The sequence below is a fragment of the Nannocystis pusilla genome (assembly GCF_020073745.1).
Lineage (GTDB): Bacteria > Myxococcota_A > Polyangia > Nannocystales > Nannocystaceae > Nannocystis > Nannocystis radixulma.
Genome location: NZ_JAIRAU010000019.1, coordinates 180128 through 201807, shown reverse-complemented (window position 1 = coordinate 201807; position 21680 = coordinate 180128). Strand labels below are relative to the sequence as shown.

Sequence of the window (21680 nt, the reverse complement as noted above, 5' to 3'; positions counted from 1 at the left end):
ATCGATCCCCCTGCCATGCCTCCGTGCTCGCCCGACCCCGAGTTCGCCGCGTTCTTCCGCGCCCACTTCACCTACGTGCACCAGAACCTGCGCCGGCTCGGGGTCACGGCCGCGGCGGTCGAGGACGCGGCGCAGGAGGTGTTCCTGGTGGTGCTGCGCCGCAGCGACGCGCCGATCACGAGCGTGCGCGGCTGGCTGTTCGGCATCGTCCGCCGGATCGCCTGGCGCTATCGCCGCGGAGCGTCGCGGCGTGAGCGGCTGGTGCACGCGCTGTCCCTCGAGCCCGTCCGCCGCGTCGACGGCGACGCGCAATTGCTCGAGCGCGAGGCCACGGCGCTGCTCGACCGCTTCCTCGCCCGCCTCGACGACGACAAGCGCGCGGTGTTCGTGCTCGCGGAGCTCGAGCAGCAGTCGGCCGGCGAGATCGCCAGCGCGCTCGGGATCAAGGAGAACACCGTGTATTCGCGGCTGCGCGCGGCCCGGCAGGAGTTCGATCGCAGCTGCGCGCGGCTCCGCGTGCGCGAGCAGTGGAGCGTCGAGCGCGAGGCCGTGCTGAGCCAGGCGCGCCGCGGGCACACGCCGTCGGCGGGGGCACGCGAGCGGGTGCTCGCGGGGCTGCTCGTGCCTGGGCTGTGGGGCATGTCCTCGGGGTCAGCATCGGCGGGGACGTCGGCGGCTCCGGGCGCGGGGGTCGTGTCGGGGTTCGTCGGGGCGCCGCTGGTGGCCTCGCTCGGGCTGGCGTTGCTGGCGTTGACCGGCGGGGGGGCGGTGCAGCACGAGGCGAGCGCGGCGGCTGCGGTCGAGGTGGCGGTCGGGCGGGTTGGCGCGCGGGCGGGTGAGGTCGAGGAGGTCTCTGGGGACAGGTCAGCGACGAGCGCGGGTGAGGAAGTCTCCGGGGACAGGTCGGAGGCGAATGCGGGTGAGGATGTCCTTGAGGACAGGTCGGAGGCGAGCGCGGGCGGGGCCGAGGATGGCCGCGAGGTCGGGACGGCAGCGGGCCCTGGAGCGGCGTCGACGGGTGGACCTGTCCTGGGGGACAGGATGACGAATGGCGGGGATGTCCCGGAGGACAGCCCCGGCCAGGCAGGGGCGGATGGCCGCCGGGATCGGCGACGAGCGGCAAGAGCGACTCCCGCGCCGCGCGAGCGTCGGGGGGCCGAGCCGGTGCCGCTGCTGGCGAAGACGTCGGCGAGCGACGAGCTGGCGCGGGAGGCCGCGCTCGTGGCCGCGGCCCGGCGGGCGATCCGCGACGGGGCGTGGGCGCAGGCGCAGACGCTGCTGGCGACCCATGCGCGCGAGTTCCCCGAGGGCACGCTGCGCGACGAGCGGCGGCTGTCGCAGATCGTCGCCACCTGCGCTTCCGGACAGGTCGATGCGGCCCGCGCCGAGGCCGAGCGGCTGGCACGCGAGCAGCCTGCCCTGGCCCGCAAGGCTGCGTCGCTGTGCCCGGCCGCTGCAGTTTCTTCGACGACGGGGAAGGGAGCCGGAGATTGAAGCGGGCATGACCCACTGCACACGCTCCGTCTCATCCTTGATGTTCGTCTCGATCCTCGGCGGCTGTGTGCTCCAGCCCGATCCCATCGGCGAGAGCCTGTCGGTCGCCGACTCCACCGATTCCACCCACGCTGAACTCAGCGGAGGCATCGCCATGACCACGTCCGGCACGACCGTCGCGCCGGGCGAGGGTGAGTACGGGGCTTCGTGCCAGTTGCTCGGCGTCCCCGAGTCGGTGCAATCGAAGGCGATCTCGCTGCAGCCGGACTGTGCGGGCGGGATCTGCGTGTTTCAGTTCGAGGACACGCCGCCGCCGTGCAGCGACGACAGCGATTGCGCGGCGCCGTGGCCGACCTGCGACGGCGACTTCTGCGAGCTCGACCAAAACTTCGTGGCCGCGAGCTCGCGCTGCACCCAGAATTGCGAGGAGGACGCCGATTGCCCGGCGATCCCGGGCTGCGCGAGCGAGGCGGTGTGCGCTCCGGCGACGCTCCTCGCGCCGCTGTGCTGCGAGAAGGTCTGCCTGTGTGGCGACGACCTCAGCCTCGGAGCGACCGCGGACCTCGAGAATCTTTGCCAGCAGCCCGGAACCTGCGGGCCGTGAGCGTCAGGCGCTGCGCAGCTCGAGCCACAGGGCGTCGACGACGGCCTCGGTCTGGCCGAACCATTGCTCGGACGCGAACAACTTCTTGCGCGTCTCGGGCGACGGGTACAGGGCAGGATCGCCGGCGTCGGCGACCAGGCCGCGGGTGATCGCGGCGAGGTTGGGGGTGGCGAAGCGCAGCTCGTTGGCGTTGAGGGCGGCGATCTCGGGGTCGAGCAGGAAATCGACGAAGCGCACGGCGACCCCGGGCATCGGCGCGGAGGCGGGGATCGCCAGGTAATCGACCCACAGCACCGCGCCCTCGTCGGGGATGACGTAGCGCAGGCTCGGGCGCTGCTTCTGGGCGCGGAACAGGTCGCCGCTGTCGATCTGGGCGATCCACGTCTCGCCGGACACGAGCGCGCGCGCGGGGTTGGCGTCGTAGGCGCGCAGGAGGTCCTTCTGGGCCCGCAGCATCGGGTACACGCGCTCGCGGATGGCCGGCTTGTCGGTGCTGTTGATGTCCATGCCGGCGGCGAGCAAGGCCTGGTCGAACACGTCGCCCTTGCTGTCGATGACGCTGATCTTGCCGGCGTATTTGGGGTCGAACAGGGCCTTCCACGAGGTCGGGGGCTCGACGTGGTCGCTGTCGTAGCCGATGCCGGTGGTGCCCCACAGATAGGGGACGGCGTAGATCTGGTTGTCGGCGGCGATCCACGGGCCGAACTGGGGATCGAGGTTGGCGAGCCCGGGCAGCTTGTCGCGCGCGAGCGGGACCAGCAGCGCCTGCTTGCGCATGCGCTCGAGCACGTAGTCGATCGGGAACACGACGTCGTAGGCGGCGCCGCCGGCCAGCTTGGCGGTGAGCTCGGCCTCGGCGAGGTAGTAGTCCTGGGTGACGCCGATGCCGGTGGCGGCGGTGAAGCGGGTGAGGACCTCGGGCGCGAGGTAGTCGCCCCAGTTGTAGAGGGCCAGAGTGGTGCCGCGGGAGCAGGCGGTGGCGCACGCGCCGGCGCCGAGCAAGCGGTGGAAGGAGCGGCGGCTCAGGCCGGGCATGGCGGCGACGATGCCACAATTCAGGCCGGCGGCGCGGCGAAGCGCAGCACGCGGGCGGGGTCCCAGGCCAGCGCGACCGCGGCGCCGGGGGTGCAGGCCGGCGGCGTCGGGCTGCGCGACAGATGGACGCGCCCGGCGATCTCGACCTCGACCTCCCAGCGATCGCCGAGGCAGGCCAGGCTGCGCACGACGCCGGTCGCGCCGGACTCGCCGAGGCGCAGGTGCTCGGGCCGCAGCCAGCCGTCGCCACCTGGCTCTCGGGTCACCTCGCCGAGCAGGCGCGCGACCTCCAGCGACGGCGGGGCGGCGTACAGCTCGGCCGGGGCGCCGGCGGCCAGCAGCGCGCCGCCGCCGAACACGAGCAGGCGATCGGCGAGCGCGAGCGCCTCCTCGGGGTCGTGGGTGACGTGCAGGCAGCCGAGGCCGCGCCGGCGCGCGAGGTCCCGGAGCAGGCGGCGCAGGCCGGCCCGCAGCGGGCGGTCGAGGGCGGCCAGCGGCTCGTCGAGCAGCAGCCAGCGCGGCGCGCCGGCGAGGGCGCGGGCGAGCGCGACCCGCTGCTGCTCGCCGCCCGACATGGCCGCGGGCTTGCGTGTCTCGAAGGACATGTCCAATCCGACATCTCGTAGCAATGCCCGGGCGCGGGCGGTCAGCTCGGGATCGCGGACGCCGAGCAGGCGCGGGGCGAAGGCGACGTTGTCGAGCGCGCTCAGGTGGGGGAAGAGGGCGTAGTCCTGGAACAGGGTGTGGAGCGGGCGCCGCTCGGCGGGCAGGTCGTCGATGGCGCGGCCGTCGAGCAGCACGCTGCCGGCGTCCTGGCGCTCGAGGCCGGCGACGATCCGCAGCAGCGTGGTCTTGCCCGAGCCCGAGGCGCCCATCACACAGGTGTAGCCGCCGGCCGCGAGCTCGACGCTGACGTCGGCGAGCACGCGCCGGCCGGCGTAGGTCTTGCCGAGGGCGCGCAGCGTGAGCGTCATCGCCGGCGCAGGAGAGCAGCAAGCGCGGCCGCCAGCAAGGGGACGAGGCCGAGGCCGAGGGCCCAGCGCGGCACGGCGCCCTGGTCGCCGCCGCGGCCGAGGATCTCGAGGCCGACGGCCAGGGTGCTGCCGCCGGGGCCGGAGGTGAAGGCGGACGCGCCGGCGTCGCCGACCGCCTGGGCGAAGGCCACGAGGGCCAGGGCGGCGCCGATCGGCCAGGCCAGCGGCCACCACAGCCAGCGCGCCCGCGCCAGCGCGCCGGCCCCGAGGTCGCGGGCCGCGTCGGCCAGGCGCGCCGAGTCGGCGAGGGCCGCGGTGGCGCCCGCGTGGGCGATCGCCACCTGTCCCGGGAGCAATGTCGCAACAGTCAGGCCGAGCCCGGGGCCCCAGCCGAGCGCGCGGGCGGTCACCAGCCAGGCGGCGCCGTAGACGGCCGGCGGGAGGGCGAGCGGCAGCAGCAGGGCGGGGCCCCAGCGCGCCGGGGCCCCGAGGCCGGTGACGCAGCCGAGCGCGGCGGCGAGGAGCGCGGCGACGCCGGCGCTGGCGAGGGTGGCAGGCAGCTGGGCCAGGAGCAGGGCGTCGCCCTGTCCGACGGGCCATGTCACCGCCGCGGGCACCAGCGCGGCGAGCGGGGCGGCGCACCCGAGCAGCAGCCACCAGCCGGCGCGCGAGGCCGGGGCCTCGCGGCCGGGGCGGCCGCGACCGGCGGCGCGCAGGCCTCGCGCCAGGGCCCACGCGCACGGCAGGGCGATCGCGGCGAAGAGCGCGGCGATCACCGCGGCCCGCCGCGGGTGGGCGTCGAGCAGGACGGCCTCGCGCAGGGCGAGGCCGAGGGTGTAGCGCTTGCCGCCGCCGGCGACCGCGGCGATCGTGGCGTCGCCGACGGCGAGGAGGGTGATGCACACGGCGGCCAGCGCGTAGGCGGGGCGCAGGTGCGGCCACTCGACGGCGACGAAGCGCCGCCACGGGCCGGCGCCGAGGTCGGCGGCGGCGTCGAGCCAGCTGCGCGGGCGGGTCCGCAGGCGCGCGCGCAGCAGCAGCGCGGCCAGCGGGACGTCGCCGGCGAGGCGCGCGAGCGCGACGGAACCTGTCCCGGGGGACAGGCCGAGCGCGAGCGCACCGATCGCGCGGGCGAGCGGGGCGATCATCACGAACAGCAGCAGCCACGGGGCCGTGACCGCGCGCGCGAGCGGGTAGGCGAGCACGAGCGCGAGCGCGGTGAGGGCCGCGGCGAGGGCGAGGCTGCCGGCGGCGATCGACAGGAGGGTCGCGGGCATGACCGCCGGGCCCGGCTCGGCCGCGGCGAGCACGAGGCCCGCGAGCGGAGCGGCGAGCGTCACGAGGCTCCACAGCGCGACGCCGGCGAGCCAGAGCGTGTGGGGCGAGCGCGGCACCGCCGGGAGACTATCGCCGCGGGGAGGGGTGGGGCGAGCGAAGGAAGCTCACCCGGGCGGTGGTTGCGCGGCGCGCCGCATGCTCGGGGGTCGGGTGGCTGTTCGGGCATGTCCATGAGGACAGGATTGAACCGAGCGCGCGCGGAGAACGAGTCGGGCGCGGCGGAGCGCTCGCGCCTGCGTGGCCTGACCTGCAAGTGCGCGACGGTGAGGACGGCGGCGCCGCGACCGGGACAGCCGTGCCATGGGGCAGCGCACGAGCGATCCCGCCGAAACCATGCAACTGCGCGTAACTCCGCGCCAACCCGGCCATGGCCTGTGCGCTGCAGGCGGCCTCCGGCATGCGCAAGTCCCCTTCCGTTCGTCGCTTCTTCCAGGGCACCGCGCTCGCCGGCGCGTGTGTCCTCTCGTTCGTCGCCCCGCGGGTGGCCGAGGCGTGCTCGCCGGCCGACCCGGCGGTCACCAAGACCTTGCCGGTCGACGGCGGCACCCACCCGGGCAACGCCGCGCTGCTGTTCGACGGCTACAGCATCCTCATCACCGACGACGTCACGGTGACGGTCGACGGCGAGCCGGCGACGCTGGTCGCGGCCCCGTGGAACGACGACGTCCCGGGGCTGGCCGCGCTCGTCGAGCCGGCGCCGATGGAGGGCCAGAGCGTGGTCGTGTCGGGGACTTTCTGCCCCGAGTGCGAGGTCACCACGCTGACCTACACGGCCGGGGCGCACGACCTCGCGGCCCCGGTGCCGCTCGTCGACGAGGCGCTGGTCGGCATCTACGACCACGGCGACTTCGTGTCGAGCGGCGGTGATTGTCAGAGCGACAGCGACCTGACCTACTACGTCCACCTCAGCCAGGTCGGGCCCGGCCCCGGCGAGGTCCCGACGCTGTTCACGATCGCCTGGGAGCCCGAGGGCCAGGGCGACGGCGGCTTCCGCCGGACCGTGCGCTCCGACAGCGAGTCGCTGGTGGTCAGCCTGTCGCTGGTCCTCTCGCAGCTCGCGGGCAAGGACCCGCTGAAGGACGTGTGCCTCGAGGTCAGCGCGATCGACCTCGCCGGCAACGCCGCCGAGCCGTTCTCGCTGTGCCAGCCGTGCTTCTTCCGCAAGGACGACGTCGTGCACGAGTTCGACACGCCCCCCGAGCCGAATTGGACCGAGGCCGAGGGCGTGCCCGGCAGCGCCTGCGCCGGCGAGGAGGCGACGACCGGCGAGGAGGCGACGACCGGCGAGGAGGAGACGACCGGCGACGTGGAGACGACCGGCGGCGAGGAGCCGACCGGCGGCCCGACGACCGGCCCGACGACCGGCGACACGACCGGCGACACGTCCGGCGACAGCGCCAGCGGCGGCGAGGACGACGGCGACAAGGGCTGCGCGTGCAGCAGCAACGGCGGCGGGCCGGGCGACGTCGGCCGCTTCCTCCTGTTCGCGCTCGGCCTCGGGCTCGCGCTGGTCAAGCGGCGGACCTGAACGCACGAACATGCCCTCGTGGGCATAACCATCGGGGCATGTCCATGAGGGCATGCCCTGAAGTACAATTTCTTAAACGCAGAACTCGCGCAGCAGGGCGGCGATGGCCTCGGGGCGCTCGGCCGGGATGTCGTGGCCGGCGCCGGGCAGCAGCTCGAGGCGGGCGCCCGGGATCGCGGCGGCGAGGGCGTGCGAGCAGGCGACGTCGATCAGGCGGTCGGCGTCGCCGCTGATCACCAGGGTGGGCGCGGCGATCGTGCGCAGGCGGTCGCGGGTGTCGTGGCGCAGGACCGCGCCGAGCTGGCCGATCAGGGCGCGTCGGCGGGTCGGGAAGCGCTCGGCGAGCTCCTGCCATTCGCCGACGATCTCGGGGTGCTCGCGCAGGAACGCCGGCGAGAGCACCAGCGGGGTGGTGCGCTCGAGCGCGCGGGCCTCGGGCAGCCACAGGCCGGACAGCAGGGTGAGCACGGTCGACAGCTTCGCGGGCGGGCCGTCCTTGCCGCTCGCGCGCGTGCAGCCGAGCACCAGCCGGGTCACGCGCTCGCGGTGGCGCAGCGCGAACTCCTGGGCGATCGCGCCGCCGAGCGAGATGCCGAACACGGCCGCGCGATCGATGCCCGCGTGGGCCAGCACCGCCGCGGCGTCGTCGGCCATGGTGCGCGTCGAGTAGATCCCGTACGGCTTGTCGCTGCGGCCGACGCCGCGGTTGTCGAGCGCGATCGTCTTGAAGGTGGTGCCGAGGTCGTCGAGCAGCGGGCCCCAGTGGCGGATCGTGCGGGTGAGGCCGCGCAGCAGGAGCAGCGGCGGGCCGTCGGGCCGGCCGCCGATCTCATAATAGATGCGGGTGTCTTGATTCTGGGCGAACATGGCGTGATCGGCGGATCAGGGGTGGGCGTCGAACCAGGCCGGGACCTCGTCGGGGGATTGGGCGATCCACGCGTGGCCCTCGCCGGGTTGGCTGACGAGCTTGGTGGCGACGCCGGCGGCGAGCAGCTCGTCGTGGTACTCCTCCGCGGTGGTGAGCGGCACGGTCAGGTCGAGCTCGCCGTGGAGGAACAGCGTCGGCGGGTGGTCGGCGTCGAGGTCGGGGACGCTGCACAGCGGGCCGGAGCAGGTGGCGTACGAGCCGGCCGCGATCGCCAGGGCGCGGAACTTGCCGGGGTAGGAGACCGCCATGCGGCTCGTCATGTAGCCGCCGCTCGAGATGCCGGTGGCGAACAGCCGCCCGGGGTCGAGCGGGCCGAAGGTGCCGTCCTCGATGCCGGCGAAGATCAGCAGCATCAGCTCGTGGTCCTCCGACGACTCCCAGTTGAGCGAGAAGGGCGGGACGTTGGTGTCCCAGAAGGTGCCGCCGTCGAGCTTGGCCTCGGGGGTGATGACCGCGTAGCCGGCGTCGAGCAGGCGCTTGACCACCCAGGTCTGATGATATGCCCCGAAGGGCAGGTCGTCGGTGGCGATCCACGTGACCTCGGCGCTGAAGAACGAGCCCTGGAACATCAGCACCGCCGGCCAGCCCGCCGCCGGCGGCTCGCCGAGCGGGACCTGCCAGTGCACGTCGCGCTGCCACGGCCCGAGCTCGACGGTCGTCTTGGGGCAGGTGATGGTGGTGGCCGTCGTCTCGCAGCGCGAGCCGGGCCCGACGCCGGTGTCGTCCCCGGTGGTGTCGGTCGTGGGATCGCGGGTCGTGGCGGTGTCGGCGGTGGTCGTGGAGGTCGTGGCCTCGCCGCTCGTGCTCGCGGTGTCGTCGTCGCCGGTGCCGCTCCCGTCCGGCGTCGTGGTCGGCGCGGTGGACGTCGGCGCGTCGGCGGTGGTCGGGCCGGCGCCCGAAGTCGAGCTGTCCCCGGGGACAGTCGAGTCGGTGCTCGTCGGCTCGCCGGGTTGACCGCAGGCGGACGCGAGCACGGCGACGGCGATGGACCACGACGAGGGCGCGGAGAACTCCATGCCGTCAGGCTATCACGGTCGGTCGAACGAGGCAATCGATGGCCTCAGAAGGCGTGAACTCTGGACAATTGAGTTATGCAAAAAAGAAGGTTGTGCAACACAAAATGGCCGGGGCCGGAGCGGCGCGACGATTGAAGATCGCGGCGCCGTCCGGGTCAGCGGCACGCAGCGCTCGAGCATCCATCACGACCTCGACCTGGGTCTGCTGCCGCGGCCCGAACCCTCGGTCCGCGGCATCACGGCTTCGGGGTCGAGCAGGTCGAGCGGCCGCGTGAGATCGAGGCGCCGTGGGCTCAGGGGCTCGGGCTGGCGACACGCCCGCGCGCGGACACCTCCGCGACGGCAACGACGGCGCCGCGAGGGGGCGGCCGACCGGCGTGCGGCGATCCTCGACGCGGTGGCGTGGCTGTTCCTCGACCGCGGCTTCGAGGACGCCGGCGTGCAGCCGAGCAGCACCTCGCCGCGCTCCATCACTCGCTCGGACCGCGGGAGCCGCGGTCGCGCCTCCGGCATGTGGCATGATATGTCCCCAAGGACATGTGAAGAATCAGGCGTCAACCCGCGGGCTTGACGAACTTGAGCACGAAGCGATCGGCGGTCCCGCGGCGCTCCGCGGCGGCGAAGGGGGCGGCGTTCCAGTCGCGCGTGTCGGCGGGGTTGCGCAGGAACTCGGCCGAGCCCGCGAGCGTGAAGCCGGCCTGCTCGACCTCCGCGCGGACCGTCGACTCCTCGACCCGGTGCAGGGTCTTCGCCTCGCTGCCTCCGGCGCCGGCGACGGCGCTGTGGTCGACGATCACGTACGCCCCGCCCGGGCGCAGGGCCGCGAACACGGCCTGGTTCATCCGCGCGCGGTCGGTGCCGAACCAGAACGTGTCATGATAGAAGAGCACGTTGATCACGAGGTCGAGGTCCGTGGCCTCGGGGGGCAGCGGGTCGTCGAATTCGCGGTCGGCCCGGACGACGTTGCGGAACTCCGGCGTCGCCAGGCGTTCGGTCCACTTCGGCTCGAGGAAGCGCTCGCGGGCGTAGGTGTTGTTGTGCGCGTACACCACCCCGTCCGGGCCGACGGCGCGGGACAGCAGGAACGTGGTGTAGCCGAAGCCGGCGCCGAGATCGGCGACGCGCGTGCCGGGTCGCAGGTCGAGGAACTCGAGCAGCTCGACGGGCTTGCGGCCGGGGTCGAGCGCGCGTTCCTCGGCGGGGCGGGCCGGGTCGTCGACGATCGCCTGCCACGACGGCGCCGGTGCGGCGGACGGTGGAGGGGCGCCCGCGGGTTCTGCCGAGGGCGGGGCCGAGGCGGGCTCCGCCGCCGGGCGACAAGCGGTGAGGGCGAGGAGCAGGATGGCGCGGCGCGCGAGCACGCGGGCATCGTAACATGGATGTGTTCGATCAAGGCTTCGGGTGCTGCGAGCGGGCCAGGGCGACGGCGCCGGACTGTTACGGCGCCTGCCGTCTCGCAGCAGTAGAGGTCGTCTCACTCGCCCGAGTAGAAGCCCACGCGGTACACGGTCACCGCGATCGCGAGCCCCAGCTCGCCCAGCCGACGTACGAGCCCCGCGGAGAGGGTGTAGGTGACGTCCTTGGGCGTGGTGCCGCTCTCGAACGCGAGGTCGACGACGCGGCGCGTGCACCGGTCCCACGCGTCGCGGGCGGGCGGGGACAGGCCTTCGAGCAGCGCACAGATGTGCGCGACGGACTCTTCCGGCGAGTCGTCCACCGCGATCCCGAGGGCGACGGAGTGGAGCTCGCCCGCGCGGTCGTGGAGGTGGATCACGACATCGGGCTCGAGCTCGGCGACGACACGATCGAGGCTCGTGGGCGCGTCGAATTCCAGGTCGGTCGTGATGTAGCGGATCTCCATGGGCACCGCGACGATAGCAGAGCGCACTTCGACTTCGCGGCTCACCGGGCCAGGACCACGATCAGGGCGACGATCAGCGCGAGCGCGGCGAGCCCTCCGACGATCACGAGGACGATCCTGGCGATCGAGAGCGGCGCCTTGCCGGTGACCACCGCCGCGTCCTGGCCGTTGATCACCGCGCGGTAGAGCTTGTCGCGGTAGCGGTACGCGAGCACGTAGGCGGGGAAGGCGAGCCGCTCCGAGCTGAGGCGCCGGGGCAGCACCGCGACCGAGAGGTTACGCTGGCGGCTGCCGGGGACCCACGTGCTCGCGCGCGCCAGCGCGGCCCGCTCGAGCCCCTCGACGATCGCCCGGCGGGCCGCCGACCGCTGGACGTCGAAGCGCTCGATCAGCACGCCCGGGCGGGCCTCCGGTGGCGGGCCGCCCGAGTCGATGCGGTAACCGCGGGCGATCGCCCGGCACTCCGCAGCGCTCAGGCCGCGTGACGCCGGCACCAGCACGTTTCGCAGGTCCAACGACTGCTGGCCCGCGTGCGGGGCCCAGGACGCGCGCCGGGAGCCGACCTCGGAGTCGGCGGCCCAGCTGATCAGCACCTCGGCGTCGAACACCCAGCCGACCCACCACAGCGGCCTCAACTCGCCGATCGTCGCCGCCGACTGGAGGTCGCCCGGGCGGAAGAAGCCGAGGGTGCCGAGCCAGCGCCGCAATCCCTCCGTCGCCGCCGCGGGGTCGACCGCGAACGGCAGGTAGGCGGACGCCTCCTCGACCGGGTCCTCGGGGCGCTCGACGTGCATCAACGAGCCGCAGAACGAGCACTTCGGCGCGCGGACCTCGACGTCGTAGGACACCGCGGCGCCGCAGCCCTCGCAGCGGAGGAACTCGACGCGCGTCGCGGCGCCGACGAGCGCTTCGCCCGGCGTCGGCAGCCCGCACACCGCACACCGCAGATCGCCGGCCTCGACCGGCGACTCGCAGCGGCTGCAGGCCGCGCGGACCGACGTCGCGGCGATTTCACCGCTGGGCAAGCAGCACCCCCCCGGCGACGAGGCCGACAATCAAGACGATCAGCGCGCCGATCTTCACCCACGAGCGCGGCGGCTTGCCGAACACCTTGCCGGTCTGGCCGTTGACCAGCAGGCGGACCACGCGGTCGTCGGCGAAGCGGACCGGCAGCACCCACACCGGCGCGAGCATCAGGACCTGGGCGATGTCGGCGAGGCGGGCGCTGACCTCGAGGTCAGACTGCCGGTCACCGGGCATCATCGTCATGATGCGCCGCTCAACCTCGGCCATCGCCTCGGCGACCGCGAGCTCGCGGCACGCCTCGGCCGTCATCGACGCCTCCTCGGCGATCCACCCGGACAGCAGGCGCGGCGAATAGCGGTGGAGCGCGCGCAGGTCGAAGGGCTCGACCCCCTCGAGCTCGTGGTTGCCGATCCCCCGCGAGGCCGTGACGACGACGTCGCTGACGTAGGCCGAGTAGCTGCCCGCGAGCGTGTGCCACTCGGTCTCCGTGCGCGTGCGCGTGACCGTGCGGCCCTTCGAGTCCGTGGTCGTGTAGGTCACCGTGTAGTTCTCGCCGATCCGGGCGGTGTACTCCGCGTGGGCCGCCGCCGAGAACAGGTACGAGGGCACGTAGATCCCGCGGATGGCCTCGACCTTGGCCTTGCGGAACGCCTCCGGGGCGAGCCAGGCCCGCCTCACCCAGCGCCGGGCCGCCACCAGCGCCTGCTCGTGCGGGACGATGAACGCGAGCACGAAGTCCGGCTGCGGCCGCCCGGCCTCCCGCGGCCGCTCGACCACCGCCGGCGACGCGCAGTACGGGCAGGTCGCGGTCCGCAGGTGGGCCTCGACCTGGATCTGCGAGCCGCACGACCCGCACGAGAATTCGACGACCTCGCTCACGCCCGGGCCGCGATCGTGCCACAGGCCGGTGTCCCGCGGCCGCGACGACGTCGATTTCCGCGTCCGCGCACAAGCGCGCCGGGCAACCTCGCACAGCCAGAGCCGACGTCACGTGACCACGATGCGTCGGGCTCGGAGACGCCGAGAGGGGCGAATGTCGACCTGCAGCCGCTCCAGCGCGGCTCGACCCCGGCTCTGCGGCGCGACGCCGAAGGACGGCGCCCCGGGCGTTTGCGCGCCCGGGAGCAACGCTTCGGCCGGCCTCGCAATTCGCGGCCCGTCTCCGCGACGCGAGCGGTCGCGGGGCGGCGATGCGACGAATCATGCTCTCATCGACCCTGCCGCGACTCCTCCTCGACGACCGAGCCCAGGGTCCCGAGGAGGCATGCACTCAAAGCTCGCGCTCAGCGCCTCCGCCGTGTCCTCGTCAAAGAGGTCGTCGAGCGGGTCATGCTCGGCGATGCCGATGATCGTATCGCCGGGATAGTCGAGAGGGGAGATGAATCGCTGGTCGATGATCGTGATGCCGTGCGGCTCGGAGAAGTGCAGCAGGTCAATGGTGTGTCCGGCAGCAGCCGGTGGCCCAGCAGCCGCTCCTGCTCGGCGACCTCGCTGCGTCTCGGCACGGCCTCGGTCGATACCGGAGCTCGTTCGACGAGTGGCCAGGATGGGACAAGACGGACGAGCCACCGCCTGTCACCAGCGACGAGCGCGTCGACCTCGTCCGGGTCTCCACTCCAGGCGCAGCACGCGATCGACGCTCGCGCGGCGGACGCGACGCCCCCGCCGGTGGATCGCCGGAGGTGATAGGCTCGTGCCGGCCCGCATGTCTCGCGCCAGCTCGCTCGACCTCCTGCCGCTGCTCGATCGCTCGGCCGCCGCGCTGGCCGCGGTTCGCGACGAGGCGATGCTCGTCGCGGCCATGGACGATGTCATGACCCGGATCGTCGACTGCGAGTACATCGGCCTGTTCTTCCTCGACCGCCGGACCGCCCGGCTGCGCCACGCGTTCACGCGCGGCTTCACCGAGGAAGAGCGTCGCGCCGCCGAGCTCACCGCGATGGATCGGCACGTCGGCGAGGTGTTTCGCACGCGCACCGTGCTGTACCTGCCCGAGGTGCGAGTCGAGACCGACCCCTCGGCCCGGGTCAACCCGCGGCGGCACCCGGTTCGCTCGCGCCTCACGGTGCCGGTGGTCGGCCGCGGCGAGAGCGTCGGCGTCATCTCGCTCGGCAACACCCGGCCGGCCGCCTTCTCGGACGTCCAGATCGCGCTCGTCAACTTCGTCGCCTCGCTCGCGGGCGTCGTGTACTGGAACCTCGAGGACCTGCGAGCGCTCAACGAGCAGTACTCTCTGGTGAAGACGCAGAAGGAGGAATTGCTCGAACTCTCGGCGCCGATCCTCGAGGCCGCGCCGGGGGTGCTCCTGCTGCCCGTCGTCGGGCGCCTCGACGACGAGCGTTGCGCCCACGTCGCCCAGCGGCTGCTGCAGACCGTCGCGCGCCGCGCCACCCGCGCCGTGGTGTTCGACCTGACCGGCATGGGGGAGACCGGCAGTGCGTCGATCGCCGCGCTCATCGACGTCTTCCGCGCCACCCGCCTGATGGGCGCCGTGTGCCTGCTCTCGGGCGTGACACCGGCCAGCGCCCGCCGGATCGTCGGGCTCGACCTGCCGCTGCCCACCGACCGGATCTACCCGTCGGTCCACCTCGCGCTCGCGGCTGCGCTGGCGCTGTGAGCCTGTCCTCGACGACCTCCACGGGCGCCGGGCGTGGATTCGTGGTCTCGACGCAGCCCGTGTGTCCGGCCGACCGCGCCGACCAGGGCGGCGGGCACGCGATCTGGTAGACTCGGGGCCCTCGGTCCATGTCCGACCGATCCGACGCCGAAGCGCAGCAACTCAGGGCCCGCGTCGCTGCGCTGGAGGCCGAGCTCGCGTGCGTCCGGGCCGCGGCGTCCGGCATCGAGTGGACCGCCGAGGCGGTGCTCGTCCACGACCTCGCCGGTCGGATCCTGGTGGCGAACGAGCGCGCCGCCGAGCTGCTCGGTTGCAGCGTCGAGGCCCTGCTGCGGCGCGACATGTTCGACCTCGAGGAGACCCTCCGGGACGCCGATCGTGAGGCCACCCGCGAGGCCTGGTTGCTGACCTCGCCCGACCTCCCGATCATCGCCCGCGGGCGCTTCCTTCGCAGCGACGGGGCCGCTGTGCCGGTCGAGCTCACCGTCATCGCCCGCGACGTCGCCGGCGTCCGTCAGATCCACCTCGTCGCGCGCGACATCACCGACCGCCTGCGCGTCGAGCGGGCCCTGCGGGACAGCGAGCAGCGATTCCGCTTCCTGTTCGAGGCCTCGCCGGTCAGCATGCTCCGCGCGCGGCCGCACGGCGAGCTGCTGCAGGTCAACCGGGCCCTCGGTGCCTGGCTCGGTCTTGCGCCCGAGGCCGCCCCCGGTGTCCCCGCGCGCATGCTCGTCACCCCCGACGACCGGCCGGAGTTCGACGCCCTGTTCGCCGCCCTGAGCGGCGCCGACGACCGCCCGCGCGGCGCCCAGCTGCGCCTCCTCGCCGCCGGTGCGCGCCCTGTCTGGTCGCAGCTCACCCTGTTCGCCGAGGCCGACAACGCCGGGGGCCTGCGGCAGATCATCGGCGTGCTCGAGGACATCGACGCGCGCAAGCAGGCCGAGGCCCAGGTCCAGGCCCTGCTCACCAGCCTCGAGGGACAGGTCGAGGCGCGCACCGCCGAGCTGCAGCGCACCAATCAATTGCTGCGCGTCGAGATCGGCGAGCGCGAGCGCACCGAGTCGCTGCTGGTCCGCGCCCACGCGCGCGCCGAGGCGGCCAGCCAGGCCAAGAGCCGCTTCCTCATGGTCATCAGCCACGAGCTGCGGACCCCGCTCAACGCGATCCTCGGCTACACCGAGATGCACCTCGCCGGCCTCAAGGGCGACGAGCCGCTGGCTCCGCCGGAGGAGCTGGCTTCCGACCTGGCCAGCATCCGGATCTCCGGCCACCACCTGCTGTCGTTGATCGACGACATCTTGCACATGACGCAGCTCGAGTCCGGCGACCGGCAGCAAGCGCCCGCGGCGGTCGAGCTGCTGCCGCTCCTCCACCGCCTCGTCGACGCCGCGCGCGCCCGACTCAGCGGTCCGGACCTCGAGGTCGTGCTGCTCGTCGACGGCGACCTCGGGACGATCGAGACCGACGTCGTCAAGCTCGAGCACGTCCTGCGCCACCTGCTGGGCAACGCCGTCAAGTTCACGCCGCGCGGTCGCGTCGAGCTGCGCGCGGCCCGGATCCGTGAGCCCGCGGGCGAGCACCTGCGGCTCGACGTGTGTGACACCGGGATCGGGATCCCACCCGAGCAACGCAGCCTGCTGTTCACCCCCTTCGTGCAGCTCGACGACTCACCCACCCGCCGCTACGGCGGTCTCGGCCTCGGCCTCGCCCTCTGCCGCCGCTACTGTGACGAGCTGGGCGGGTCGATCGCCGTCAAGAGCGCCCCCGGCCAGGGTTCCTGGTTCACGGTCCGGATCCCGATCGCCGGCGCGCTCTGACTTGGCGTAAGCTCTCGCTCGATGCGGCGCGACGAGGGCGATACGTTCTGGCGGGTCGAGCCGGGCCCGCGGATCATCCGGATCGTCCGCACCGCCGCGCCCTACACCAGCGCCGACGAGGCCGGCGCCTCCTACGAGGCGCTGTGGCAGCGGGTGCACGCCCTCCCATTCGACCGCAGTCGCCGCGCCGTGCTCGTCGATCTCCGCCTCGGCCCGCAGCGCAACGATCCCGCGTTCGAGGAGGCGACCCGCGAGCACCGCGTCCGCGTGTTCGACGGCGCCGGCGCCGGCGCCGTCCTCGTGCGCACCCTCAGCGGCAAGATCCAGCTGGTCCGGCACGAACGCCAGGACCAGGGCTACCGGACCTTCGACGACGAGGACGAGGCGGTCGCCTTCCTCGAGGAGGCCCTCGCCGGCAATTGAGCGGTGTGGGTCGTTCGGCGACCTCGGCAGCGCCAACTTCTTCATCCTGCGCGACGCGCTCGAGCGCCGCGACTTCTCGCGCGTGCTCCACCGCTGGGATTGCACCTGCCGGTCCGACGTTCATCGGGCGCCCCATCACGCACGACGCCCGGAGTCGCCGCGGTTACGGACAATCCGCTTCGTCGGAGCCGTCCTGGCAGTCTTCGTAGTCGTCGCACACATAATTGCTCGGGAAGTATGCGCTGCCGTCGGCGCACCCGAACGAGTCCGGGCAGCCCTTCTCCTCCGAAGCGTCCATGCAGTCGATGATGTAGTTGCACTGCCAGGTCTCGGGGATCTGCTCGCCCGAAGCGCACTGGAAGGGCTCGACATTGTTGCACTGGATCTCGACCTGAGCCGTCGTCGACATCGGCAGCGACGGGCAGGCGTTGAGCTGCTCGTAAAACGGTTGCAGGCACGCGAGCAGCGGCGCCGGATCCTGGGCGCATACCACGTCGGCGGTGCACATGACGACCTGCGCGTACGGCCGCGTCATGCAGTCGAAGAATTCCTCGACCCCGGGGTCTTGAATGTACAACTCGCATGCGCACGGGGTGAGCGCCTGCTCGGGCGGGATGAGCGAGAGGCAGGTCGCCACGTCGGGGTGCAGGCCGATGTTGACGTTGCACTGGCATTGCGCCGCGTTGAGCTCGGCCTGGAGGGCCGCGGTGTCCATGCACTTTTGCAGGAGCTCCGCGGCGTCGTCTCCGGTCGTGTCGGCGGTCGTCGATTCACCGGTCGCGTCCGTCGTGTCGGTGCCGCCTGTCGTCGACGTCCCGGTCGTGGGCGTCGCTGTGGTCGTGGGATCGGGCTCCGTGGTCGTGGTGGTCGCGTTCGTGTTCGGGTCCGCGGTCGTGGCGGCCGTGCCCGCCGTACCCGCGTCGGTCGTCGCCTCGACATCCCCGGCGCCACTGCAGGCGGGCGCCAGCGCCAGAAGTGCACCGAGGAGTTTTGCAGGGGAGTGTGGTGGAAGCGTCATGAATGGTTGTCTCCTTGCACATGGCGACTGTATCACACGCCTGCGAAGACGATTGTGTGCACTTATGGCCGCCGTGGCGTTCCACATGGCGAGCTCTTCCTTGCAGAGCGACTGTGGCGCGCCACGAAGGCCGCTTTGCGTGTCCGCGACGACGTCGAGACGAGGCGCAGCGTCCTGTTACGTGTGTGCTCGAGCCCGGGTGTCTGAAGCCCCCTTGGAATCCTCAAGCGCGACCCGCAGCACAATCTTGCCGCTCGGGTGCGGGCGCGTGCCCTCCAGCATCTCATGGGCAGTCCGGATCGCTGCCAGGGGGAGGACCGTGCCGACCACCGCGACGAGGCGGCCCGCCTGAACGAGGGCGGCGATCCGGTTCAGGGCGGCGCTCGTGACCTGGACCAGAAAGAACGCGGCCCGGACCTGGCGGCGGGTCGCCTCCTGCCGGTCGGGTTCCGAGACGGCGGAGATCAGAGCGCCGCCCGGGCGAAGGACCCGGAACGACCGCGCCTGGACGTCTCCGCCGACCAGGTCGATCACCGCATCGACACCGGTGACCTCGTCCTCGAACCGGGCGGTGCGGTAGTCGATCACCCGGCCAGCGCCCAGGGAGCGGACGGACGCCGCGTCCCGCTCACTTGCCGTGGCGATCACCTGAAGACCCGCCTGATGGGCGAGCTGGACCGCGAGCGCCCCCACGTTGCCGGCCCCACCGTGGATCAGGACGGTCTGCCCCGGCTGCAAGCCCGCCTGATCGAACAGGGCCTGCTGGGCGGTGGCGGCGATCACGGGCAAGGCCGCCGCATCGATCTCGGCCAGCCCCTCGGGGCGGTGAGCGATCATTCCCGCCTGGGCGACGGCGTATTCGGCACAGGCGCCAGTGAAGCGCGGGTTGGTCACACCGAACACCGGCTCGCCCGGACGGAAAGCGGAGACGTTCGGGCCAACGGCCGCGACCGTCCCCGACAGGTCCGAACCGAGCGTGAGTGGGAGAGGCTGGGGGAGCGCGCTCTTGCCGGCCCTGATCCAGCCATCCCAGGGGCCCACGCCGGCCGCGGCCACACGGACCAGGACCTCGCCGGCAGCCGGGATCGGGAGCGGAAGATCCTCGAGGACGATCGCCTCGGGGGGGCCGAACTCGTTCACGCGGCACGCCTTCATTGTGTTCGGGAGGGGATCCGGCATGAGGATTCTTGATTCTGTCTCCGAGTTTCGGGCCTCGAGCACGATGTCCCGCCCACGACATGTTCGCCCAGCTCGGCAATGGCTCGGGCCGCCTGGACCCACGATTGGCGCCTGCTCCGCTTCACCACGTCCGACAGGCGCTGCACGTCGTGGCCCGGTGGATGATGTCGATTGCCAGCCGCTCGAGGTCAAGCGCGCGTTCGCGCTGCGGATCCCGAGCAACATGTCCTGGCAGGCCAGCTCGTTCGCCGGGGCATGCGGCGGGAATTCGGGCGGGGTGAGGTTCCAGGCCGACAGCCGGGAGGATCGTCGTCCGCCCGGGACTCTGGCACAGTCGGCCTGGGAACATGCGCGGAGTACTTACGTCGCGGCCGGCGCGCCGCGGAGACAGGGAAGCATGGAGATCATGAATTCTAGCGAAGTGAGAAGCTGGCGAACTGCGATTGCGACCTCGGTCCTGCTGCTCGGGGCGTGCGGCGACGACCTCACGACGACCTCGATCGGCGTGACCGAGAGCTCGAGTACCACCGAGGTGCAGACGACGACGGGCACACCGGGCACCGCGAGCACCGACCCCACGCCGACGACGACCGGCAGCTCCACGGCCGACGTGCCCACCGGGACCGCCGCGACCACGGACACGACCACCGGCACCACCGATACGACTGACACGACCACCGACACGATCGACACGACCACCGACACCACCGGCCCCGAGCCCGGGTGCGGCGACGGCAACATCGATCCTGGCGAGATCTGCGACGATGGCCGCGACAACGGCCCCGGGAAGGCATGCAACGCGATGTGCCAGCCCAACACCTGCGGTGACGGCGACCCGGGCCCGGGCGAGGCGTGCGACGACGGTCCCGACAACGCCGACACCAACAGCTGCAAGTCCGACTGCAGCAGCAACGTCTGCGGCGACGGCCACGTCGGCCCGGGCGAGGGCTGCGACGACGGCAACGAGGTCGACGACGACAGCTGCGGCAACGACTGCGTCGCCGCCTCCTGCGGCGACATGAGCGTCGGCTCCAACGAGGAGTGCGACGACGGCAACCTCGACGACACCGACCTCTGCACCAACGCCTGCACCAACGCGGTCTGCAGCGACGGCTTCATCCAGCCGGGCGTCGGCGAGGAGTGCGACGACGGCCCCGACAACGCCGACAACGCCGCCTGCACCACCACCTGCCTCGCGAACGTCTGCGGCGACGGCAACCTCTTCAACACCGGCGACGGCGCGGAGGAGTGTGACAACGGCGCGGACAACGGTCCCGGCAAGGCCTGCAACGCCAGCTGTCAGTTCAACGTCTGCGGCGACTTCGACCTCGGCCCTGGCGAGCAGTGTGACGACGGGAACCTCGAGCCGGGCGACGGCTGCAACAGCCAGTGCGAGCTCGAGGAGTGCGGCAACGCGGTCCTCGACCCCGGCGAGGTCTGCGACGACGGCCAGAACGGCGAGAACGACGACGGCTGCACCGACAATTGCGCGGCTCCGGACTGCGGCGACGGCTTCGTCCAGCCGAGCCTGGACGAGCAGTGCGACCTCGGCGGCGCCAACGCCGACAGCGGCGACTGCACCTCGCAGTGCCGGAGCGCCGTCTGCGGCGACGGCCTCGTCCACGCCCAGAACGAGCAGTGCGACGCCGGCCCCGGCAACAACGGCCCCGGCCTGGCCTGCAACGCCAGCTGCCAGAACAACGTCTGCGGCGACGGCGACAAGGGCCCGAACGAGGGCTGCGACGACGGCAACCTCGACGATGACGACGGCTGCAGCAGCGTCTGCAAGCTCGAGACCTGCGGCGACGGCATCAAGCAGGCCAGCGAGCAGTGCGACGAGGGCGCCGACAACGACAACTTCGACGGCGGCTGCACCCTCGCGTGTCTCGACGCCCGCTGCGGCGACGGCTTCGAGCAGCCCGGCGAGCAGTGCGACGACGGCAACGCCATCAACAACGACGGCTGCACCAACGCCTGCACCGATCCGAGGTGCGGCGACGGCATCAAACAGGCCAGCGAGCAGTGCGACGACGGCAACGCCATCAACGCCGACACCTGCTCGCTGCTCTGCCACCTGCCGCCGAAGACCGTCCCGATCGGCGCCGGTCAGGGCCTCACCGCGTTTGGCGGAGGGGGCGGCTCGCCGTTCGATCTGTCCTGTCCGCCGGGCCAGGTGCTGATCGGCTTCAACGGCCGCAGCGGCGACCGCGTCGACCGGCTCACCGGGATCTGCGGCGCGCTCAGCGTCGGTGTCCTCAACGACAAGTTCGTGGTCAAGGCCGCCCAGGCCGGCACTCTCCCGGCAGTCGGCGGCGGCGGCGGCGGCCCCTTCAACAGCCCGTGCCCCCTGGACCAGGTGATCGTCGGCTTCTTCGGGCGCTCCGGGTCGGAGCTCGACCAGGTCGGGTTCCGCTGCGCGCCGCTGGTGATCAGCGAGAACGCACTCGGCTTCTCGATCGCCACCGGCGCCGTCACCAACCTCGCGGCGCACGGCGGCGGGGGCGGCGGCGCGTTCCCGCAGACGAACTGTCCTGCAGGACAGGTGGCGAACCGCAAGCACGGGCGCATGGGCGACCGCGTCGACCGGTTCGGCCTCGGCTGCGGCAGCTTCGGTCTGACCTTCTGACGGCCAGGCCCGCGCCTCGGGCCCGGGCCGGTGAAATCACTCGACAGGCCGTCGCGGGGCGGGTGCGCCCGGCGACCGCGACCCGCAGCGGCTCGGCAGCGACGACCTCAGCGAGCCGCTCGAGGCCACGTCGGCGACCTCGACGAGGCCGGTGACATCATGCCCCTGAAGCGGCGCGAGCAGCTTCTCGTCGCCG

Annotated in this window: 18 protein-coding genes and 1 pseudogene; 8 read left to right on the top strand and 11 right to left on the bottom strand. The window is 72.7% G+C overall.

The window, feature by feature from the left end:
• The first annotated feature begins 15 nt into the window (after nucleotides 1-15).
• Nucleotides 16-1494 (top strand): RNA polymerase sigma factor, encoded by a 1479-nt coding sequence (locus tag K7C98_RS15950; RefSeq protein WP_224192527.1) that lies wholly within the window; start codon nucleotides 16-18, stop codon nucleotides 1492-1494.
• 7 nt (nucleotides 1495-1501) lie between these two features.
• A complete protein-coding gene (locus K7C98_RS15945; RefSeq protein WP_224192526.1) occupies nucleotides 1502-2098 on the top strand; it encodes a hypothetical protein in 597 nt (198 codons plus the stop codon).
• Nucleotides 2099-2101: 3 nt separating this feature from the next.
• Here the strand turns inward: K7C98_RS15945 and K7C98_RS15940 are convergent, their stop codons facing one another.
• From K7C98_RS15940 to K7C98_RS15930, 3 genes are read right to left on the bottom strand one after another with little or no spacing between them, the layout of a single operon-like run.
• Nucleotides 2102-3133, bottom strand: a complete 1032-nt coding sequence (locus tag K7C98_RS15940) for an ABC transporter substrate-binding protein (protein WP_224192525.1) — start codon at nucleotides 3131-3133, stop codon at nucleotides 2102-2104.
• Nucleotides 3134-3153: 20 nt separating this feature from the next.
• The gene (locus K7C98_RS15935; RefSeq protein ID WP_224192524.1) at nucleotides 3154-4107 is read right to left on the bottom strand and encodes an ABC transporter ATP-binding protein; all 954 of its coding nucleotides are present in this window, start codon (nucleotides 4105-4107) and stop codon (nucleotides 3154-3156) included.
• Nucleotides 4104-5501, bottom strand: a complete 1398-nt coding sequence (locus K7C98_RS15930) for a hypothetical protein (RefSeq protein ID WP_224192523.1) — start codon at nucleotides 5499-5501, stop codon at nucleotides 4104-4106. The genes K7C98_RS15935 and K7C98_RS15930 overlap by 4 nt, the downstream gene beginning before the upstream one ends.
• Nucleotides 5502-5842: 341 nt before the next feature.
• Here K7C98_RS15930 and K7C98_RS15925 point away from each other — a divergent pair, with 341 nt between their 5' ends.
• Entirely contained in the window at nucleotides 5843-6973 is a 1131-nt protein-coding gene (locus K7C98_RS15925) for an MYXO-CTERM sorting domain-containing protein (protein WP_224192522.1), read from the top strand.
• Nucleotides 6974-7045: 72 nt separating this feature from the next.
• On the opposite strand, the gene K7C98_RS15920 is transcribed toward K7C98_RS15925, so the two are convergent.
• The 6 genes from K7C98_RS15920 to K7C98_RS15895 all read right to left on the bottom strand — a co-directional run bounded on the left by K7C98_RS15920 (nucleotide 7046) and on the right by K7C98_RS15895 (nucleotide 12683).
• Entirely contained in the window at nucleotides 7046-7840 is a 795-nt protein-coding gene (locus K7C98_RS15920; RefSeq protein ID WP_224192521.1) for an alpha/beta fold hydrolase, read from the bottom strand.
• Between the two features lie 15 nt (nucleotides 7841-7855).
• The gene (locus K7C98_RS15915) at nucleotides 7856-8917 is read right to left on the bottom strand and encodes an extracellular medium-chain-length polyhydroxyalkanoate depolymerase (RefSeq protein ID WP_224192520.1); all 1062 of its coding nucleotides are present in this window, start codon (nucleotides 8915-8917) and stop codon (nucleotides 7856-7858) included.
• Nucleotides 8918-9471: 554 nt separating this feature from the next.
• On the bottom strand, nucleotides 9472-10278 hold the full coding sequence (locus K7C98_RS15910; RefSeq protein WP_224192519.1) for a class I SAM-dependent methyltransferase: 807 nt from the start codon (nucleotides 10276-10278) through the stop codon (nucleotides 9472-9474).
• A 113-nt stretch (nucleotides 10279-10391) separates the two neighbouring features.
• Nucleotides 10392-10823, bottom strand: a complete 432-nt coding sequence (locus tag K7C98_RS15905; RefSeq protein WP_224192518.1) for a hypothetical protein — start codon at nucleotides 10821-10823, stop codon at nucleotides 10392-10394.
• Complete coding sequence (locus tag K7C98_RS15900) at nucleotides 10820-11803, bottom strand: zinc ribbon domain-containing protein (RefSeq protein ID WP_224192517.1); 984 nt, start codon at nucleotides 11801-11803, stop codon at nucleotides 10820-10822. The genes K7C98_RS15905 and K7C98_RS15900 overlap by 4 nt, the downstream gene beginning before the upstream one ends.
• Entirely contained in the window at nucleotides 11790-12683 is an 894-nt protein-coding gene (locus K7C98_RS15895; protein WP_224192516.1) for a hypothetical protein, read from the bottom strand. The genes K7C98_RS15900 and K7C98_RS15895 overlap by 14 nt, the downstream gene beginning before the upstream one ends.
• Before the next feature lie 826 nt (nucleotides 12684-13509).
• Here K7C98_RS15895 and K7C98_RS15890 point away from each other — a divergent pair.
• The 4 genes and pseudogenes from K7C98_RS15890 to K7C98_RS45510 form a co-directional block, all read left to right on the top strand.
• Nucleotides 13510-14421, top strand: a complete 912-nt coding sequence (locus K7C98_RS15890; RefSeq protein WP_224192515.1) for a GAF domain-containing protein — start codon at nucleotides 13510-13512, stop codon at nucleotides 14419-14421.
• A 128-nt stretch (nucleotides 14422-14549) separates the two neighbouring features.
• Nucleotides 14550-16238, top strand: a complete 1689-nt coding sequence (locus K7C98_RS15885; RefSeq protein WP_224192514.1) for a sensor histidine kinase — start codon at nucleotides 14550-14552, stop codon at nucleotides 16236-16238.
• Between the two features lie 21 nt (nucleotides 16239-16259).
• On the top strand, nucleotides 16260-16661 hold the full coding sequence (locus K7C98_RS15880; protein ID WP_224192513.1) for a hypothetical protein: 402 nt from the start codon (nucleotides 16260-16262) through the stop codon (nucleotides 16659-16661).
• Nucleotides 16657-16752: pseudogene (locus K7C98_RS45510) on the top strand (DUF1963 domain-containing protein); the annotation flags it as partial. The gene K7C98_RS15880 and the pseudogene K7C98_RS45510, both read left to right, overlap by 5 nt.
• 72 nt (nucleotides 16753-16824) lie before the next feature.
• Here the strand turns inward: K7C98_RS45510 and K7C98_RS15870 are convergent.
• Complete coding sequence (locus tag K7C98_RS15870; protein ID WP_224192512.1) at nucleotides 16825-17679, bottom strand: LDL receptor domain-containing protein; 855 nt, start codon at nucleotides 17677-17679, stop codon at nucleotides 16825-16827.
• Between the two features lie 177 nt (nucleotides 17680-17856).
• The gene (locus K7C98_RS15865) at nucleotides 17857-18834 is read right to left on the bottom strand and encodes an NADP-dependent oxidoreductase (RefSeq protein WP_263429544.1); all 978 of its coding nucleotides are present in this window, start codon (nucleotides 18832-18834) and stop codon (nucleotides 17857-17859) included.
• Between the two features lie 181 nt (nucleotides 18835-19015).
• On the opposite strand from K7C98_RS15865, the gene K7C98_RS15860 reads away from it, so the two are divergent.
• A complete protein-coding gene (locus K7C98_RS15860; RefSeq protein WP_224192510.1) occupies nucleotides 19016-21484 on the top strand; it encodes a DUF4215 domain-containing protein in 2469 nt (822 codons plus the stop codon).
• Nucleotides 21485-21680 lie beyond the last annotated feature (196 nt).